The organism is Roseococcus sp. GW821-FHT12F05 (assembly GCF_058806835.1).
In genome coordinates this window covers 36,972-54,246 of sequence record NZ_JBXAQB010000002.1, presented here as the reverse complement: position 1 = coordinate 54,246, position 17,275 = coordinate 36,972, and the positions used below count along the sequence as shown (strand labels likewise).

The following is a 17,275-nucleotide window of genomic DNA, read 5'->3' as shown; positions in this document are numbered from 1 at the left end:
AATTTGTGGGAGGTCCAAACCCAGGGGAAGTGCGCTGGGTTTTGGGGCCAAGGGCAAAAAACCCGGGGGGGGGGGGGGGGGGAGCGAGGGGGCGGAGCCCCCTCGCTCAGAACCCGACGCCGAAGCGCAGGCCCAGCGTGTTGTACCCCTGGTTTCGATGCGCCAGCCCGCCATTGGACATGTGGTCCAGGTAGAGCGCGACCGAATAGCGCGGCGTGATCTGGTAGCCGATCTCGCCGCCCACCCGGAACAGCGTGTTGCTGCCGAGCGCTTTGCGGTCCGGCACGCGGCTGAAGCGCAGCCCGTCGTTCACCGAGCCGCCGCCGAAGAGGTCGAATCGGATGGCGTCGCCCGGCCGGAAGACGTCATAGGCGAGGGCGGTGGTGAAGGTCAGGCCGGCATAGGCGGCGCTGGTGTCGCCGGAGGTGTTGAGCAGGAAGCCCATATGGGGCCGGGGCTGGAGCAGCCACCGGATCCGCGGCGAGACCCCCTGGACCCAGGCCTGGGGAACGGGCGTGGTGAAGAGCAGCTCGCCGTTCAGGTCCGCCCCGCTCTCCTTGCCGCCGAGGAAGCCCGGGTCGTGCGCCATGGCGCCGAAGCGCAGCTCGCTCAGCCAGCCCCCGGGGATGTCGCCGGCATGGAGCCGGGGCATGCGGTCCTGGGCCCGCGCGCCGGGAGGGGCGAGGGTCAGGGCAGCGAGGAGGAGAAGGAAAAGGGACCAGCCGAAGCGGGCCTTTGGGAAGCCGCGATACAGAAGAGCCACCATGAACCTCGCAATCTGGCGATTGAGACCGATCGGTCACAATTTGACACGTAACTCGATTCTGCCAAGGAGTTAGCGAGGGAAAGATACAGTGAATCACGTATTGACCTTGAACGTTTGCGTCGTTCGGCGGTCTCAGAAGGCCAGGGCGACCTCGATCAGCCGTTCCAGCACCTCCGGTTCCTGGGCGCCGGCGATGGCGTGCTCGCCCTCCACCAGGAAGCAGGGCACCCCGTTGATGCCGAGGCGGTGGGCGCGGAGGTTCTCCAGGTGCACCCACTCCATCTCGCCGGGGCCGGCAAGGAAGCGCAGGGCCGCGGCGGCGTCGAAGCCCTGTTCGCCGGCCAGCAGGGCGAGGGCGGCGTGGCTCCCGATGTCCAGCCCCTCGCAGAAATAGGCCGAAAAGATTCGTTCCACGAGCAGATCCACATTGTCCTGCCGGGAGGCCCAGCGCAGCAGCCGGTGCGCGTCGAGGCTGGCGGGGATGCGGCGGACCATGTCGAAGCGGAAATGGATCCCCTCGGCCCGGCCGAGGTCGGTGATGGTGCCGTGCAGCCGCCGCGCCCGGTCCTCGCCGCCGAATTTCCGGGTGAGCCAGTCCTGCCTCGGGATGCCACCGGGGGCGATCTCGGGATTCAGCAGGAAGGGCCGCCACTGGATGTCGGGCTGGATGTCGTGCCGACCCGCCAGCACGCGCATCAGCCGCCGGATGCCGAGGTAGCACCAGGGGCAGACGAGGTCGAAGACGACCTCGATGGACAGCCTGGGCCGGGGTGGTGCGAGGACGTTCACAACCGCATTGTAGCGCGAACCGGTTCCGGGCAAAGGTCTGATCATGGAATCCAAGGAACAGCTGGCGCGGCTGGTCGCCCTCGTCGCAGCGGCCGCGCTGGCGGCCGGCTGCTTCCTCGTGCTGAAGCCCTTCATCTCCTCGCTGCTCTGGGCCGTGATCCTGGTCTTCTGCACCTGGCCCGCCTACCGCATGCTGACCGACCGTCTGAAGCTCGGTCCCAACACGGCCGCGGTTGTCATGGTGGTGGTGGAGTTCCTGGTGATCGGCCTGCCGCTGGTCTTCGCCACGCCGGTGCGGCGCGAGGACGTGGACGGCATCCGCGAGTGGATCGAGCGCATCTTCACCGAGGGCCTGCCGGACCTCTCGGGCGTCTTCCTCGCGATCCCCTTCGTCGGCGGGTTCCTGAACGAGTGGTGGCAGGCCCTGGCCGGCGACACCTCGCGGCTGGTGTCGGTGTTCCGGCCCTATGCGGGGACGATCGCCCAGACCGCGCTGAGCGTGCTGCTGGCGCTGCTCTCGGGCATCGCGGAGATGCTGATCGCCATCCTGCTCGCCTTCTTCTTCTACCGGGACGGCGCCGTGATCGCGAAGAACGCCTATGCGCTTCTGGAGCAGGTGGCGGGCAAGCGCGCCGCGCCGCTCTGGGAACTGACGGGCAACGTGACGCGGGGCGTGGTCTATGGGCTGCTGGGCACGGCGGTGGTCCAGGGCTTCATGACCTTCATCGGCCTCTGGATCTCCGGCGTGCCGCAGCCGGTGCTGCTGGGCGTGATCGCGGGCGTGATCTCCATCCTGCCCGTCGGTGCACCGCTGGTCTGGCTGCCCTCGGCGATCTGGCTGATGGCCTCGGGCAGCATCGGCTGGGGCATCTTCATGCTGCTCTACGGCGCGCTCGGCATCTCGTCCGTCGACAATTTCATCCGGCCCTGGCTGATCGCCCGCGGCGCCGACCTGCCGTTGCTGCTGACCATCCTGGGCGCGCTGGGCGGCGTCTTCGCCTTCGGCTTCCTGGGGCTGTTCCTGGGCCCGGTGCTGCTCGCGATCGGCTACTCGCTCATCAAGGAATGGGCGACGGGCAAGCGCGAGGAGGCTTCCACCGAGCCCCCGCAGACCGTATAGCGGAAGTTTGCCGGGCAACGTCCCGGGTCGGGAGACAGCATAAGATGCGAGTGCTGAGGGTCGCGGCGCAAGGCCGCGGCGCTGTCGGGATATGTGTGGCGGCGGGCCAGGCGCGCGACCTGCGCGGGGTCGGTTGCTCCACCCATGTCAGATGGGCGGCGATGAATTGAAGACAACACCCAGCCGGACGTCTGCCTGATGTTCTCCTTCATCGTCTCGCGAATCCTCCAGGCCCTGCCGGTGATGTTCGTGGTCTCGCTCATCTCCTTCGCCATGTTCGCCTATGTGGGCGACCCCGTGTCGATCATGCTGGGGCAGGACTTCACCGAAGCGCAGCGCGCGGCCCTGGTGCACGACCTCGGGCTGGACGAGCCCTTCTTCATCCAGTTCGCGAAATTCATCGGCAATGCCCTGCAGGGCGAGTTCGGCCTCTCCTACCGCCTCTCGCGCCCCGTGGCGGAGCTGATCGCCGAGCGCGCGCCGGCCACGCTGGAGCTGGCCGTCTGCGCGGCCCTCATCTCGCTCTGCGTGGGCGTGCCGATGGGGATCTACACCGGCCTCTTCCGGCATTCCTGGCTGAGCCGCTTCCTGCTGACCTTCAGCCTGATCGGCGTCTCGCTGCCGACCTTTCTCATCGGCATCCTGCTGATCCTTGTCTTCAGCGTCTGGCTCGGCTGGCTGCCGAGCTTCGGGCGCGGCGACGTGGTCCGGATCGGCTGGTGGAGCTCGGGCTTCCTCACGATCTCCGGCCTCAAGGCGATGATCCTGCCGGCGATCACGCTGGGGCTGCTGCAGCTGACCCTCATCATGCGCCTGGTGCGCAGCGAGATGATGGAGGTGCTGCGCACCGACTACATCAAGTTCGCCCGCGCCCGCGGGCTGCCCAACCGGGCCATCTATTTCGGCCATGCGCTGAAGAACACGCTGGTGCCGGTGATCACCATCGCCGGCCTGCAGCTCGGCTCCATCATCGCCTTCGCCATCGTGACGGAGACGGTGTTCCAGTGGCCGGGGATGGGGCTGCTCTTCATCCAGAGCGTGGGCGCGGCCGACATCCCCGTCATGGCGGCCTATCTCATGATGATCGCGGTGGTCTTCGTCACCATCAACCTGATCGTGGACCTGCTCTATTACGCGGTGGACCCCAGGCTGCGCGTGGGCCGGGGGAGGGGCCATTGATGAAGGCCTTCTTCGACTCGGACATCTGGTGGAGCTTTCGGAGCTCGCCGGTCACGGTGATCTCGGCGATCGTGGCGCTCATCTGCATCGTCGGCGCTGTGTTCTCGCCGCTGATCGCGCCGCACAACCCCTTCGATCTTGCCTCGCTCCAGCTCATGGACGCCTTCAAGCCGCCGTCCTGGGACGCCGAAGGCGATGCGATGTACCCGCTGGGCACGGACGACCAGGGGCGGGACATGCTCTCGGCCATCATGTTCGGCGCGCGCGTCTCGCTGATGGTGGGCTTCTGCGCGGTGATCTTCTCGACGGTCGTGGGCGTCACGATCGGGCTCGTGGCGGGCTACATGGGCGGCAAGATCGACTCGCTGCTGATGCGCATCGCTGACATCCAGCTCACCTTCCCCTCGATCCTGGTGGCGCTGCTGGTGGATGGCGTGGTCCGCGCCGCCGTGCCGCGCGAGGTGCACGACCAGATCGCGCTCTTCGTGGTGATCTTCGCGATCGGCATCTCCAACTGGCCGCAATTCGCCCGGACCGTGCGTGGCTCCACCCTGGTGGAGCGCAACAAGGAATACGTGCAGGCGGCCCGCGTGATCGGGCTCTCGCCGCTGCGGATCATGCGCAGCCACGTACTGCCCAACGTGATGTCGCCGGTGCTGGTGATCGCGACGCTGAACCTCAGCTTCGCGATCCTCTCGGAGGCGACGCTCTCCTTCCTCGGCGTGGGCGTGCCGCCGACGCAGCCCTCGCTGGGCACGCTCATCCGCATCGGCAACGACTTCCTGTTCAGCGGCGAGTGGTGGATCGCGATCTTTCCGGGCATTGCGCTGATCGTGATGGTGCTCTCCGTCAACCTGCTGGGCGACTGGTTGCGCGACGCCCTCAATCCGAAGCTGCGCTGATGTCCCTGCTGCAAGTGAAGAACCTCCGGGTCGAGTTTCCGACCCGACGCGGCACGCTAGTGGCGCTGGACGACGTCTCCTTCGAGATCGCGCCGGGCGAGGTGCTCGGCGTCGTCGGCGAGAGCGGCGCGGGAAAATCCATGACGGGCGCGGCCATCATCGGCCTGCTGGAGCCGCCGGGGCGCATCGCGTCGGGGGAAATCCTCCTGGAGGGCCGCCGCATCGACAATCTGCCTTATGAAAAAATGCGCCGCATCCGCGGCCGCGAGATCGGCGCCATCTTCCAGGACCCGCTGACCACGCTGAACCCGCTCTACACCATCGGCCGGCAGCTGGTGGAGACGATCACCACGCATCTGCCCGTCGGCCCCGGCGAGGCGCGCGAGAAGGCGATCGGCTGGCTGGAGCTGGTCGGCATCCCGGCCGCGCGCGAGCGCATCGACTCCTACCCGCACGAATTCTCGGGCGGCATGCGGCAGCGCGTGGTGATCGCGCTGGCCCTCTGCGCCGAGCCGAAGCTGATCGTCGCCGATGAGCCCACCACGGCGCTCGACGTCTCCATCCAGGCGCAGGTCATCGCCATGCTGAAGACGCTGGCCCGCGAGAAGGGCACGGCGATGATGCTCGTGACCCACGACATGGGCGTCATCGCCGAGACGGCCGACCGCGTCGCCGTCATGTATGCCGGCCGCATCAGCGAGATCGGCCCGGTACGCGAGCTCGTCCGCCACGCGCGGCATCCCTATTCGAAGGGCCTCATGGGCTCCATCCCGCCGCTCGACCGGCGTGTGGAGCGCCTCCAGCAGATCGACGGCTCCATGCCGCGGCTCTCCGCGATCCCGCGGGGCTGCGCCTATAACCCCCGCTGCCCGCAGGTCTTCGACCGCTGCCGCGTGGACCGGCCCGAGCTGATGGACGCCGGCACCACCCGCGCCGCCTGCTGGCTCTACGCGGAGGCCGCGCCATGAGCGCGGCGGTCTCCGGCGTGAAGCCCGGCACCACGCCGATGCTCTCGGCGCAGAATGTCGCGCGGCACTTCGACGTCTCGAAGCCCATCCTGCAGCGCCTCATCGCGCGCGAGGGCCGCCGCACGCTACGCGCGGTGGACGGCATCTCCTTCGACATCCCCAAGGGCACGACGCTGAGCCTGGTGGGCGAGAGCGGCTGCGGGAAATCCACCGTCGCGCGCCTCGTGGTCGGCCTCTACGGCGCGAGCTTCGGCCGGGTGCTCTTCGACGGGCAGGATCTCTCCCTGGCGCGCGCGGATTCCACGCAGCGCAGCCGCATGCAGATGATCTTCCAGGATCCCTATGCCTCGCTGAATCCGCGCTGGCGCGTGGTGGACATCGTGGCCGAGCCGATCCGCGCCTTCCGCCTGCTGTCGGACAAGAAGGCCATCCTGGCCCGCGTCGGCGAGTTGCTGACGCAGGTGGGCCTCTCACCATTGGACGGCCAGAAGTATCCGCACGAGTTCTCGGGCGGGCAGCGCCAGCGCATCTCCATCGCGCGCGCGCTGAGCTCCAACCCGGAATTCCTGGTCTGCGACGAGCCGACCTCGGCGCTGGACGTCTCGGTGCAGGCGCAGATCCTGAACCTGATGAAGGAGCTGCAGACGCGGCTCGGGCTGACCTACCTTTTCATCAGCCACAACCTCGCCGTGGTGCGGCAGGTGAGCGACCGCATCGGCGTGATGTACCTGGGCAAGCTGGTGGAGCTCTCGCCGGCCGAATCCCTCTTCGAGCGGCCGCGCCACCCCTACACGCGCGCCCTCATGGAGGCGATCCCGGACCTGGAGATGACCGGCCGGCAGCGCATCCCCGTGGGCGGCGAGGTGCCGAGCCCGATCTCGCCGCCGCCCGGCTGCACCTTCCACCCTCGCTGCCCGCTCGCCAACGAGCGTTGCCGCACGGAGGTGCCGGTCATGAAGCCGGCGAACGACGCGATGGTCGCCTGCCACGCCGTGGAGGAAGGGCGGGACTGACGTCTTGAGGGAGGCTTTGCCCCCCCCCCCCTCAAACTCCCCCACCAAAGGCCGAAGGGCCTTTGGAAACCAACACCTTGGGCCGGGCGGCCGCGAAGCCCTCTCGCAGCGTCAGGTGATCGGCGTCTATGCTGCCTCCAACCAAAGGAGGAAACCATGAACCGTCGCGACTTCGCGCGTGCCCTCGCCGCCGCGCCCCTGCTGCCCTCGCTCGCGAGCGCACAGGCCAGCTGGAACCCCGACCGCCCGATCCGCTTCGTCGTCGGCTTCGCGCCGGGCGGCAGCACCGACAGCTCGGGCCGCGTCGTGGCGGACGGCATTTCCGGCCTGCTCGGCCAGCCCGTGGTCGTCGAGAACCGGGTGGGAGCCTCCGGCAATATCGGCTCGGAATTCGTCGCCCGCAGCGCACCCGACGGCTACACTTATGTCGTCGCCTCCGTGGGCACGCATGCGACGAACCAGTTCCTGTTCCGCAACATGGGCTTCCACGTCGTGCGCGACTTCACGCCGGTCTCGCTGGTCGTGGTGGCGGGCGCGCTGCTCGCGGTGCATCCCTCCGTGCCCGTGCGCAACCTCGCCGAGTTCATCGCCCATGCGAAGGCCAATCCCGGCAAGCTCAACATGGGCACGTCAGGTCCCGGCAGCACACAGCACTTCGCCGGCGCGCTCTTCGAGCAGAAGGCGGGCGTGCAGTTCACCCACATCCCCTACCGCGGTGGCGCGCCGGCCATGCAGGACCTGATCGCGGGCCGGCTGGACGTGCTCTTCGCGCCGCTGGCGGAATCGCTGAGCTTCGCGCGCGCCGAGCAGATCCGCCCGCTCGCCACCACGCGGCCCGAGCGCATGCCGAGCCTGCCGGACATCCCCGCCATCGCCGAGAACCTGCCCGGCTACAACTTCAGCAGCTGGATCGGCATCTTCGGGCCGGCCGGCCTGCCGCAGCCCGTGGTTCAGCGCATGTCCAGGGCGATCGCCGAGGCCGTGCGCACGCCGCGCACGCGCGAGCGGCTGGAGGGGCTCGGCTACATCCCCGTGGGCGGCGACGCAGCCGTCATGGCCGAGATGCAGCGCCAGGACGTGATCCAGATGGAGGAGCTGGTGCGCCTTACCGGCGCGACCGGCGATTCATGACCGCTTGATGCCCCAGAAGATGGCGAAGCCCTTCACCTGGTCGCGCAGCCCGCGCATGGCGCTGACCGAGCGGTAGCCGCCGAGCGGGATGTAGGGCAGCTCGTCCATGCCGATCACCTGCATCTCGCGGGCGATGCGCTTCTGCGTGTCCAGGTCGCGCGCCTCGAAGAAGCTGTCCCGCAGCGTCTCCAGCCGCTCGCTCACGGGCCAGCCGGCATAGCCGTTGAACCCGTTGCCGCGCAGCACGCTCTGCGTGGCCGGCGAGGTGAAGTCGTAGGAGGAGAAGGCCAGGCAGGTGACCGACCAGCCGCCCTGCTCCAGCGGGTTGCGGTTGGTCATCACGGTGCGGACGATGCCGCCCCAGTCGGTCAGCCGCAGGTCCAGGTTGAGGTCGAGGCGGCGGAAGAGATCAGCCGCCACCTGCGTCTCCGCCGCCGGCGCCAGGATGTCGGTCGGCCCGACGAGGCGAACGGGCTGGCCGTTGTAGCCGGCCTCGCGCAGCAGGCGCTTGGCGAGGTTGAGGTCGCGCGGGCCCTTCAGCGGCTCCAGCGCCACGTCGGTCGCGAGCGGCGAGCCGGGCGTGAAGAAGCCCACATCCGTCGCGTAGCGGGCGGGATCGGTGCCGATGACCGCCTGCATGAAGCTTTCCTGGTCGATGGCCGGCAGCAGGGCCTGCCGCATCTTCTTGTCGGCGAAGGGCGAGGTGTGATGGTTGAAGCGCATCGCCGTCATGAAGGGCTTGTCGTCGATCGCCGAGATCGCGATGCGCCGGTCGCGCTGGAGGAGCTGCTGCAGCTCCGCCGGCACCTGCTCGAACCAGTCGATCTCGCCGGCCTGCAGCGCCGCGGCGGCGGTGGCGAAGTCCATGGTGATCCATTCGACGCGGTCGAAATGCGCCTCCTTGATGCTGGCCGTGAACCCGCGCGGCGGGCCGGGCCGGGGCACGTAGCCTTCGAAGCGCGCATAGGCCGCGCCCGCGCCCGAGCGGTACTGGTCGGGCAGGAAGCGATAGGGGCCGGAGCCCACGACCTCGCTGAAGGGCCGGAAGGGATCGGTCTGCGCGATGCGCTCCGGCATGATGTAGCAGGAGGTGGCGCTGGCGACGCCGAGGGCCGTGATCAGGAAGGGGAAGGGCCGCTTCAGCCGGATCGCGAGGCGCATGTCGTCCGGCGCCGAGATCTCCGCGATGATCTCGCGCATCTTGTCGCCGAAGGCGGGCTGGCGCGCCATGTAGCGGCGGATGCTCTGCGCGGCGTCGCGCGCCAGCACCTTCTGGCCATCGTGGAAGACGAGGCCCTCGCGCAGCGTGATGGTGCAGCGCAGCCCGTCCTCGTCCCAGACATGGCCGGCGGCCATCTGCGGCTGCGGCTGCAGGTTCTCGTCCAGCCCGTAGAGCGTGTCGTAGACCATGTAGGCGTGGTTGCGGGTCGGATTGGAACTGGCGGCGATGGGATCGAGCGCGCTGAGGTCCGCCTGCGGCACGAATTTGAGCACGCGGCTGCGCGCCGGCTGGGCAGTGACGGGCAGGGGCAGGGCCGCGGCGGCCGCACCGGCCAGGAGGTGGCGACGACGCATGAGACGGCCCTTTCCAAAAGCTTCGCCGCAATCACAACAGCCGCGCCGTGCATCGGCAAGGTGCCGAATTCGTTTTGGTGCGGAAATTGCTAGCCTGGCGGACAGTCCATATCATGACTTGGAGTCGCCCGATGAGTCCGACCGCCGCCCCCGAACCCCGCATGCCCCGCATGATCAACGGCAGCATGCCGGTGATCGACGTCTCGGGCTTCCTCGCGGGGAAGACGGACGCGCTGGAGCGGGTGGCGGGCGAGATGCGCTACGCCTGCGAGCAGGTCGGTTTCTACTTCCTGGCCGGCCACAGCATCCCGAAGGATCTGATCGAGCGCACCTTCGCCGCGGCGAAGCGCTTCCACGACCAGCCGCTCGAGGACAAGCTGACGATCAAGGTGAACCAGGAGACCGTTGGCTACCTGCCGATGAAGGGCAGCACCACGCGCACCAGCAAGGTCAACCTCAACACCAAGCCCAACCTCAACGAGGCCTTCTTCGTGAAGCGGGAATCGCCGGAGGAGGCCGCGAAGGTCGGCCGCGAGGGCCTGTCGCGCAACCAGTGGCCGGAGGGTCTGCCCGGCTTCCGCGAGGACGTGCTGGCCTATGTGACGGCGATGGAGGCGCTGGGGCGCAGCCTCACGCCCATCTATGCCCGCGCGCTCGGTCTTTCCGCCGGCTGGTTCGACGCGGCCTTCGCGCAGCCGGGCCTGACGCTGCGGCTCTCGCACTACCCGCACACGCCGGCGCTGGAGGAGAACGAGTTCGGCCTCGCCCCTCATACCGACGGCAATTTCGCGACCTTCCTGCCACCCAATCCCGTCGGCGGCCTCTCCATCCGGCTGAAGGACGGCACCTGGTTCGAGGTGCCCTACATGGAGGGCGCCTTCGTGGTGAACACCGGCGACATCCTGGCGCATTGGTCGAACGACGTCTTCGTCTCGACGCCGCACCGCGCCATCAACCGCTCGGGCGAGGAGCGCTACGCGATCCCCTTCTTCCTGAACGCCAACCCGGACACGGTGGTCGAGTGCCTGCCGACCTGCCAGACCCCCGGCAACCCGCCGAAGTACGAGACCATGACGGTGAAGGCCTATTCGGACTGGTTCCAGCGGACGAACTACGCGCACCTGCAGAAGAGCCAGGCCGCCTGAGGCTGGATGCGAGAGGGGCTCTGCCCCTCTCGCGCTCTCCCCGCCAGGGCTTTTGGCCCTGGACCCTTTAACTGATGAGGGTGCAGGGAACGTGTTCCCTGCTGGGGGAGTTTGAGGGGGCAAAGCCCCCTCAATTCTACCGCCGGTTGATGCAGGCCCCCGGGTCCTGTGCCGCCATCCCCGTCTTGAACGACTGCACGCGCTGCGCGCTGCTGCCGTGGGTGAAGCTTTCCGGCACCACCTGTCCGCGGCTGCGCTGCTGCAAGCGGTCGTCACCCACGGCCGCCGCCGCGCCCATGCCCTCCTCGATGTCGCCCTGCTCCAGGATGTTGCGCATCTCGTTCGCCCGCCGGGCCCAGTAGCCGGCGAGGCAATCCGCCATCAGCTCCGTGCGCACCGAGATGGCGTTGGCGTCCCGCTGGCCCGCCTGCTGCTGCATCTGCTGGTTGCGCGCGAGGATGCCGAGCAGATTCTGCACGTGGTGCCCCACCTCGTGCGCGACGACATAGGCCTGCGCGAAGTCGCCGGGCGCGCCGAGCCGCTGCGACATTTCGCGGAAGAAGGAGAGGTCGAGGTACACGCGCTGGTCGTTCGGGCAATAGAACGGCCCCATGGCCGACTGCGCCGCGCCGCAGCCCGACTGCACCGCGCCCGAGAAGAGCACGAGCCGCGGCGCCGCATATTGCCGGCCGGAGCGGGCGAACTCGGCGGTCCAGACATCCTCGGTGCTGGCCAGCACGCGGCTGACGAAGCGCGCCGCGGCGTCCTCCTGCGGCGGCGCGGGGCCGCGCGCCTGCTGCTGCTGATAGCCGGGCGAGGGCGCGCCGCCGCCCTCCAGCCCGCCGAGAATCACGCTCGGATCGACGCCGAAGAGCAGCGAGATGACGATGACCGCCACCAGCCCCAGCCCGCCGATCCCACCGGCGCCGCCGATGGAGATGCCGCGTCCGCCGCCGCCTCCGAAACCCCCGCCGCGGCGGTCCTCGACGTTCGCGCTCTCGCGCTCGTTGTCCATCCGCACGGTGCAGGCCCTCCGCGCGTCAGGCGCGTTCGAGAATGCTCACATAGTTGGCGACGGCGGCCCCGCCCATGTTGAACACCCCGGCCCGGTCGGCCTTGGGGAGCTGCATGTCGCCCGCCTCGCCGGTGAGCTGCATGGCGGCGAGGGCGTGCATGGAAACGCCGGTCGCCCCGATTGGATGCCCCTTGGACTTCAATCCGCCGGACCGGTTGATCGGCAGGCGGCCGTCGCGGGCGGTCCAGCCCTCCAGGGCCGCGCGGCTGCCCTGGCCCTCGGGGGTGAGTCCCATCGCCTCGTATTCGATGAGCTCGGCGATGGTGAAGCAGTCATGGACCTCGGCGAAGGAGAGGTCGGAGAGGCTGAGGCCGGCTGTGTCGAGCGCCCGCGCCCAGGCCTCGCGCGCGCCCTCGAAGCGGATGATGTCGCGGCGGGCAATCGGCAGGAAGTCGTTCACCTGCGCCGTCGCACGGAAGCGCACGGCGCGGCGGGCGTTGGACGCCACGTCGCCCTCGGCGATCACGAGGGCGGCCGCGCCGTCCGAGACCAGGCTGCAATCGGTGCGCTTCAGCGGCCGCGCGACATAGGGGTTCTTCTCGCTCTCGTTGCGGCAGAACTCGTAGCCGAGGTCCTTGCGCATCTGGGCGTAGGGGTTGTCCACGCCGTTCCGGTGGTTCTTGGCGGCGATGGCGGCCAGTGCGTCGGAGGCGTCGCCGTGCCGCTGGAAATAGGCCTCGGCGATGCGGCCGAAGACGCCGGCGAAGCCCGCCTCGATGCCGGATTCGGTCTTGAGGTGCGAGGCGGAGAGCAGGATCTCGCCCACCCGGGGGCCGGGGGTGGAGGTCATCTTCTCCACGCCCACCACCAGCGTCACCTTGCCGCGCTTCGCGCCCAGAAAGTCGAGCGCGCCATGGATGGCGGCACTGCCGGTGGCGCAGGCGTTCTCGAGGCGGGTGGCGGGCTTGAAGCGCAGCTCCGGCACGGCCTGGAAGACCAGGGACGACGGAAAATCCTGCTGCTGGAAGCCGGCATTGAAGGTGCCGAGGAAGACGGCGTCGACCTCGTGGGGCTCCAGCCCGGCATCGGCGATGGCCTCGCGCGCGACGAGGCCGATCAGCGCCTCGGCGTCGGGTGCCTCCTCCAGCTTGCCGAAGCGGCTATGGGCCCAGCCGATGATGGCGGCGTCGTGCTGTGCGGACATGTTTCGGGCTCCTCCGTTCCGGACGAGGATACGCCGGAACCTGCCGTCGCACGAATCCAGAGAAGGCGCGCCCTTTCCGCTGACGGGCAGGGCGCGGCAAGGCCGGGCCTTCGGCCTTCAGCCCTGGAGCGCGCCAGCCAGGGCCTGATCGAGATCGGCGATCAGGTCGTCGACATGCTCCAGGCCGGCGGACAGGCGGACGAGGCCGTCCGAGATGCCCAGCCTGCGCCGCTGTTCCGCCGGAAGGGAGGCATGGGTCATGATCGCGGGGTGCTCGAGCAGGCTGTCCGCGCCGCCCAGGCTCTCGGCCAGGATGAACAGCTCCACGCGCTCCAGGAAGCGCCGCGTCCCCGCGAGGTCGGCGGCAAGCTCGGCGGTGATCATGCCGCCGAACCCGTGCATCTGCCGCCGTGCCAGCGCGTGCTGCGGGTGGTCCGGCAGGCCCGGATAATGGACGCGCCGCACCGCAGGGTGGCGCTGCAGCCAATCGGCGATGCGCTGCGCATTGGCGCAGTGGCGCTCCATGCGCAGCGGCAGCGTCTTGATGCCGCGCAGGACGAGGAAGCTGTCGAAAGGCGAGGCGATGGCGCCGACCGCGTTTTGCAGGAAGGCGAGGCGGTCCGCCAGCTCCGGGTTCTCGCCCACCACCGCCACCCCGCCGATCACGTCCGAATGGCCGTTCAGGTACTTGGTGGTGGAGTGGACGACGACGTCGAAGCCATGCGCCAGCGGACGCTGCGCCCAGGGGGTGGCGAAGGTGTTGTCGGCCGCCGTGAGCACGCCGCGGCGCCGGCCGATCCCGGCGATGGCCTCGAGGTCCACGAGCTTGAGCAGGGGATTGGTCGGGGTCTCGACCCAGATCATCCGCGTCTCCGGACGGATGGCCGCCTCGACCGCCGCGGGATCGGACATGTCGACCAGCGTCGCCGTGAGCCCGGCCGAGCGGCCTCGCACGCGTTCGATCAGCCGGACCGTGCCGCCATAGAGGTCATCGGTGGCGACCACATGCGCGCCCTGGTCCAGGCATTCCAGCACCGTGCCGATGGCGGCGAGGCCGGAGGCGAAGGCGAAGCCGCGGGTGCCTTCTTCCAGATCGGCGATGCAGCGCTCGAGCGCGTCGCGGGTCGGGTTGCGGGTGCGGGCATAGGCATAGCCCTTGTCCACCCCGGGGCTTTCCTGCGCATAGGTCGAGGTCGCGTAGATCGGAACCGTCACCGCGCCCGTGGTCGGATCCGGCGGCTGGCCGGCGTGAATGGCACGGGTCTCGAAGGCCTGCCGGTTGTTGCGCATCGCCGCTCCTGCTTCTTGGCCGTGCCCGGTGGGGTCCTGAGCGGGCCCGCGGAGGATCGCGTGACGGCCTGCCCCCTGTCCAGGGTGGCCAGGTTTCACCGAGGGGCGCAGCAGCCCCGGTCGCGGCACGGGCCGCGAACGGCCCTTTCCGACGGGGCTCGGACCGCTACGCCGCGGCGGCGCGGGCGTAGCGGCCCGGGGGCTGCCCGACATGGCGGCTGAAGGCCGTGCTGAAGGTGCTCGCCGAGCCGTAGCCGACCCGTTCGGCGACCTCGGCGATCCCCATCTCCTCGTGGCGCAGCAGGTCCTTCGCCAGCGCCATGCGCCAGGCCAGCAGGTATTCCATCGGCGGCAGGCCCACATGGCGCGTGAACCGGTCGAAGAACCCCGATCGGGACAGCGCGGCCTTCCTCGCGAGCTGGGCCACGGTCCAGGGGTGCGCGGGATCGCCATGCATCTGCCGGATCGCTTCCGCCAGCCGCGCATCGCCCAGCCCGCGCAGCAGGCCCGGCGGCGCGTCCGGCCGCTGCGTCGACCGCAGCGCCTCGATGAGCAGCACCTCGGCCAGCCGCGCGAGCACCAGGTCCCGGCCGGCCCGCCGCTCGCCCGCTTCGTCGGTGAGGAGCCGCACCAGGACCGAAAGCCGCTCGGCGCCGCGCACATGCACCTGCCCGGGCAGAAGCGACATCAGCAGCCCCGCGTCGTCGGATTCGAAGATGACGTAGCCGCCGAGCAGGCGCACGTCGGCGGGGCCGTCGGGCGTGCCGTGGCGAACCTCGTCCTCCGGCGCCGGCGCCGTCCTGGGGTCGATGAATTCCGGCGTGGCTGGCTCGAAGCCCGAGATGGTGAAGGCGGGCGTCGTCGGCAGCAGCACGAAGTCCCCCGCCTCGAGCGTGAGGGCCTCTTCGCCGTCGACGGCAAGACGGCAGCTCCCCTCGACGACGGCGCAGAAGCTGGGCTGGCCGAAGCTGCCATAGCGGACGCCCCAGCGCCCGGCGCCGCTGATGCCCTTGGTGAAGACGGTGCGCGGCCGCAGCAGGGCGATGATTTCAGAGAGCGGATCGATCACGATTGGACTTATAGCAACAAGAAACGGATTTTCAGTTGCAGATCGTCCGATCCATGGCCGGTACAAGGCGCTCTCCGAACCCATCAGGAGATCGCCATGAAAACCGTGCTCATCACGGGCTGCTCGTCCGGCTACGGTCTTGAGACCGCGCGCCGTTTCCATTCGCAGGGCTGGAGCGTGATCGCCACCATGCGCCGGCCGCGCGACGAAATCCTGCCGCGGTCGGAGCGCCTGCGCGTGCTGCCGCTCGACGTGACGAGTCGGGAGAGCATCTCGGCGGCGATCGAGGCGAGCGGACCCGTCGACGTCCTCGTCAACAATGCCGGGATCGGCCTGTTCGGCGCCCTCGAAGCCACGCCGATGGCGAAGGTCCGCGAGGTGTTCGAGACCAACACCTTCGGCGTGATGGCCATGACGCAGGCCGTGCTGCCGGGGTTCCGCGCCCGCCGGTCCGGGGTGGTGGTGAATGTGACGTCGAGCGCGGTGCTGGCGCCGTTCCCCCTGGTGTCGGTCTACACCGCGAGCAAGATGGCCATCGAGGGCTTCACCGGCTCGCTGGCCCACGAGCTCCAGGGCTTCGGCGTGCGGGTCAGGCTGGTCGAGCCCGGCTATGGGCCGACCACGCGCTTCACGCAGAACACGGATCTCCGCATCGAGGAGCTGATTCCCGAACCGTACATGCCCTTCGCGGCGCCGATTCTCGCGGGTTTCGCGCAGCCCCCCGCGATGGTGACGACGGAGGCGGATGTGGCGGAGGCGGTGTGGCGCGCCGCAACGGACGAGACCGGCCGGCTCCGCTATCCGGCGGGGTCCGACGCGGTGGCGCTGGCCGGGTCGGCATGAGCGACCTCGGCGTCTTCCGGAGGCCGTAAGGCGGAAGGGCCGGCTCCGGCGCTCAGTCCGGGATCAGCAGGCTCACCGCGGCCTGGGCGGCGATGCCCTCGCCGCGGCCGGTGAAGCCGAGGCGCTCGGTGGTGGTGGCCTTCACCCCGATGCGCTTCTCCTCGACGCCCATCAGCTCCGCCAGCCGCGCGATCATGGCCGGGGCATGAGGGCCGATCTTCGGCCGCTCGCAGATGATCGTGACGTCGGCGTTCACCAGCATGCCGCCCCGCGCGGCGATGCGGCCGGCGGCGTGGATGAGGAACTGCGCGCTGTCGGCGTCCTTCCACTTCATCTGCGACGGGGGGAAATGGCGGCCGATGTCGCCCTCGGCCAGCGCGCCGTAGATGGCGTCGCACAGCGCGTGGATGCCGACATCCGCGTCCGAATGCCCGTCCAGGCCGAGCTCGTGCGGCACGGTGACGCCGCAGAGGATCAGGGGCCGGTCGGGCACCAGCCGGTGCACGTCGAAGCCGGTGCCCATGCGGGGCATCAGGCGGGGGAGGAGGGAGGCTTCCACGCGGGCGAGGTCCTCTGGGAAGGTGATCTTCACGTTGCTCTCATGGCCGGGGACCAGCGCCACGGTTGCCCCCTGCCATTCGAGGAGCTGGGCATCGTCGGTCGCCTCGGCCGTGGCGGCCTCATGGGCGGCGCGGAGTGGCGCGAACCGGAAGGCCTGCGGCGTCTGGGCGCGGAAGAGGCCGGCGCGGGGCACGGTCTCGCCGATCCGGGATTCCACGCCGCGCTTGAGCGTGTCGGAGACGGGCTGGGCGGGGATGGCGCCCGGGCTGGTCTCCAGCGCGGCCAGCAGCGCCTCGATGGTCCCGGCCGGGATGACCGGGCGGGCGGCGTCATGAACCAGCACCACCTCCGGCGCGTGGCCGGCAAGCGCGGCCAGCCCGGCCCTCACGCTGGCCTGGCGGGTTGCCCCGCCGATCACGGGCGGCAGATGCGGCAGCCCCTCCAGCATCTCCGTGATGCGCCCCTCCTCGCCGGCGGCGCAGACCGGCTGGAGCAGGCGCACATGCCCGCCCGCCAGCAGCGCCTCGGCCGCCACCCGCAGCACCGGGCGGCCCAGGAGACGGGCATATTGCTTGGGTTCGGGCGCGCCGAAGCGCTCGCCGCGCCCGGCCGCCATGAGGAGAGCGGCGATCATTGCGCGACCCGCATAGGCCAGATCGCCCCGGTAGCGGAAGCCGGGTGGTGAAATGCATTCCACCTGCACGC

The 17,275-nt window shown here is 69.6% G+C and carries 16 protein-coding genes; 8 read left to right on the top strand and 8 right to left on the bottom strand.

The features are described 5' to 3' along the window. Positions 1-106: 106 nt before the first annotated feature. Entirely contained in the window at positions 107-766 is a 660-nt protein-coding gene (locus AC1ROY_RS05010) for an acyloxyacyl hydrolase (protein ID WP_493147497.1), read from the bottom strand. Positions 767-898: 132 nt separating this feature from the next. Next, positions 899-1,588 carry a DsbA family oxidoreductase gene (locus AC1ROY_RS05005; RefSeq protein WP_493147496.1) on the bottom strand — a complete coding sequence of 230 codons (690 nt, stop codon included), beginning with the start codon at positions 1,586-1,588 and terminating at the stop codon, positions 899-901. A gap of 10 nt (positions 1,589-1,598) precedes the next feature. Between AC1ROY_RS05005 and AC1ROY_RS05000 the strand changes: the two genes are divergently transcribed. The 6 genes from AC1ROY_RS05000 to AC1ROY_RS04975 all read left to right on the top strand — a co-directional run bounded on the left by AC1ROY_RS05000 (position 1,599) and on the right by AC1ROY_RS04975 (position 7,868). Next, on the top strand, positions 1,599-2,675 hold the full coding sequence (locus tag AC1ROY_RS05000; RefSeq protein WP_493147495.1) for an AI-2E family transporter: 1,077 nt from the start codon (positions 1,599-1,601) through the stop codon (positions 2,673-2,675). Positions 2,676-2,873: 198 nt separating this feature from the next. Continuing rightward, positions 2,874-3,854: an ABC transporter permease gene (locus tag AC1ROY_RS04995; protein ID WP_493147494.1), complete on the top strand. Its 981-nt coding sequence runs from the start codon at positions 2,874-2,876 to the stop codon at positions 3,852-3,854. Beyond that, positions 3,854-4,756 carry an ABC transporter permease gene (locus AC1ROY_RS04990; RefSeq protein ID WP_493147493.1) on the top strand — a complete coding sequence of 301 codons (903 nt, stop codon included), beginning with the start codon at positions 3,854-3,856 and terminating at the stop codon, positions 4,754-4,756. Before AC1ROY_RS04995 ends, AC1ROY_RS04990 begins: the two co-directional genes overlap by 1 nt. After that, positions 4,756-5,724: an ABC transporter ATP-binding protein gene (locus AC1ROY_RS04985; protein ID WP_493147492.1), complete on the top strand. Its 969-nt coding sequence runs from the start codon at positions 4,756-4,758 to the stop codon at positions 5,722-5,724. Before AC1ROY_RS04990 ends, AC1ROY_RS04985 begins: the two co-directional genes overlap by 1 nt. After that, positions 5,721-6,737, top strand: a complete 1,017-nt coding sequence (locus AC1ROY_RS04980; RefSeq protein WP_493147491.1) for an ABC transporter ATP-binding protein — start codon at positions 5,721-5,723, stop codon at positions 6,735-6,737. The genes AC1ROY_RS04985 and AC1ROY_RS04980 overlap by 4 nt, the downstream gene beginning before the upstream one ends. A 156-nt stretch (positions 6,738-6,893) precedes the next feature. After that, positions 6,894-7,868 carry a Bug family tripartite tricarboxylate transporter substrate binding protein gene (locus tag AC1ROY_RS04975; RefSeq protein ID WP_493147490.1) on the top strand — a complete coding sequence of 325 codons (975 nt, stop codon included), beginning with the start codon at positions 6,894-6,896 and terminating at the stop codon, positions 7,866-7,868. Here the strand turns inward: AC1ROY_RS04975 and AC1ROY_RS04970 are convergent. Beyond that, on the bottom strand, positions 7,863-9,443 hold the full coding sequence (locus AC1ROY_RS04970; protein WP_493147489.1) for an ABC transporter substrate-binding protein: 1,581 nt from the start codon (positions 9,441-9,443) through the stop codon (positions 7,863-7,865). The two genes, AC1ROY_RS04975 and AC1ROY_RS04970, sit on opposite strands and share 6 nt — an antisense overlap. Before the next feature lie 161 nt (positions 9,444-9,604). On the opposite strand from AC1ROY_RS04970, the gene AC1ROY_RS04965 reads away from it, so the two are divergent. Beyond that, positions 9,605-10,588, top strand: coding sequence for an isopenicillin N synthase family dioxygenase (locus AC1ROY_RS04965; RefSeq protein ID WP_493147488.1), 984 nt, complete (start codon positions 9,605-9,607; stop codon positions 10,586-10,588). A 136-nt stretch (positions 10,589-10,724) separates the two neighbouring features. Here AC1ROY_RS04965 and ypfJ read toward each other — a convergent pair whose 3' ends face one another. The 4 genes from ypfJ to AC1ROY_RS04945 all read right to left on the bottom strand — a co-directional run bounded on the left by ypfJ (position 10,725) and on the right by AC1ROY_RS04945 (position 15,166). Beyond that, the gene (gene ypfJ, locus AC1ROY_RS04960) at positions 10,725-11,603 is read right to left on the bottom strand and encodes a KPN_02809 family neutral zinc metallopeptidase (protein WP_493148351.1); all 879 of its coding nucleotides are present in this window, start codon (positions 11,601-11,603) and stop codon (positions 10,725-10,727) included. 25 nt (positions 11,604-11,628) lie between these two features. Beyond that, positions 11,629-12,807, bottom strand: a complete 1,179-nt coding sequence (locus tag AC1ROY_RS04955; RefSeq protein WP_493147487.1) for an acetyl-CoA acetyltransferase — start codon at positions 12,805-12,807, stop codon at positions 11,629-11,631. Positions 12,808-12,924: 117 nt separating this feature from the next. After that, a complete protein-coding gene (locus AC1ROY_RS04950) occupies positions 12,925-14,097 on the bottom strand; it encodes a trans-sulfuration enzyme family protein (RefSeq protein ID WP_493147486.1) in 1,173 nt (390 codons plus the stop codon). Positions 14,098-14,263: 166 nt separating this feature from the next. Next, complete coding sequence (locus AC1ROY_RS04945) at positions 14,264-15,166, bottom strand: AraC family transcriptional regulator (protein ID WP_493147485.1); 903 nt, start codon at positions 15,164-15,166, stop codon at positions 14,264-14,266. Positions 15,167-15,262: 96 nt separating this feature from the next. Here AC1ROY_RS04945 and AC1ROY_RS04940 point away from each other — a divergent pair, with 96 nt between their 5' ends. Then, positions 15,263-16,009: an SDR family oxidoreductase gene (locus AC1ROY_RS04940; RefSeq protein ID WP_493147484.1), complete on the top strand. Its 747-nt coding sequence runs from the start codon at positions 15,263-15,265 to the stop codon at positions 16,007-16,009. A gap of 52 nt (positions 16,010-16,061) precedes the next feature. On the opposite strand, the gene AC1ROY_RS04935 is transcribed toward AC1ROY_RS04940, so the two are convergent. Beyond that, positions 16,062-17,204, bottom strand: coding sequence for a bifunctional 2-C-methyl-D-erythritol 4-phosphate cytidylyltransferase/2-C-methyl-D-erythritol 2,4-cyclodiphosphate synthase (locus AC1ROY_RS04935; protein ID WP_493147483.1), 1,143 nt, complete (start codon positions 17,202-17,204; stop codon positions 16,062-16,064). Between the last annotated feature and the right edge of the window lie 71 nt (positions 17,205-17,275).

Bases quoted from the DNA above. Each gene is read 5' to 3' on its own strand.
- AC1ROY_RS05010 (WP_493147497.1), bottom strand. From the start codon at position 766: ATGGTGGCTCTTCTGTATCGCGGCTTCCCAAAGGCCCGCTTCGGCTGG.
- AC1ROY_RS05000 (WP_493147495.1), top strand. From the start codon at position 1,599: ATGGAATCCAAGGAACAGCTGGCGCGGCTGGTCGCCCTCGTCGCAGCG.
- AC1ROY_RS04995 (WP_493147494.1), top strand. From the start codon at position 2,874: ATGTTCTCCTTCATCGTCTCGCGAATCCTCCAGGCCCTGCCGGTGATG.
- AC1ROY_RS04990 (WP_493147493.1), top strand. From the start codon at position 3,854: ATGAAGGCCTTCTTCGACTCGGACATCTGGTGGAGCTTTCGGAGCTCG.
- AC1ROY_RS04985 (WP_493147492.1), top strand. From the start codon at position 4,756: ATGTCCCTGCTGCAAGTGAAGAACCTCCGGGTCGAGTTTCCGACCCGA.
- AC1ROY_RS04980 (WP_493147491.1), top strand. From the start codon at position 5,721: ATGAGCGCGGCGGTCTCCGGCGTGAAGCCCGGCACCACGCCGATGCTC.
- AC1ROY_RS04975 (WP_493147490.1), top strand. From the start codon at position 6,894: ATGAACCGTCGCGACTTCGCGCGTGCCCTCGCCGCCGCGCCCCTGCTG.
- AC1ROY_RS04970 (WP_493147489.1), bottom strand. From the start codon at position 9,443: ATGCGTCGTCGCCACCTCCTGGCCGGTGCGGCCGCCGCGGCCCTGCCC.
- AC1ROY_RS04965 (WP_493147488.1), top strand. From the start codon at position 9,605: ATGCCCCGCATGATCAACGGCAGCATGCCGGTGATCGACGTCTCGGGC.
- ypfJ (WP_493148351.1), bottom strand. From the start codon at position 11,603: ATGGACAACGAGCGCGAGAGCGCGAACGTCGAGGACCGCCGCGGCGGG.
- AC1ROY_RS04955 (WP_493147487.1), bottom strand. From the start codon at position 12,807: ATGTCCGCACAGCACGACGCCGCCATCATCGGCTGGGCCCATAGCCGC.
- AC1ROY_RS04950 (WP_493147486.1), bottom strand. From the start codon at position 14,097: ATGCGCAACAACCGGCAGGCCTTCGAGACCCGTGCCATTCACGCCGGC.
- AC1ROY_RS04940 (WP_493147484.1), top strand. From the start codon at position 15,263: ATGAAAACCGTGCTCATCACGGGCTGCTCGTCCGGCTACGGTCTTGAG.
- AC1ROY_RS04935 (WP_493147483.1), bottom strand. From the start codon at position 17,204: ATGATCGCCGCTCTCCTCATGGCGGCCGGGCGCGGCGAGCGCTTCGGC.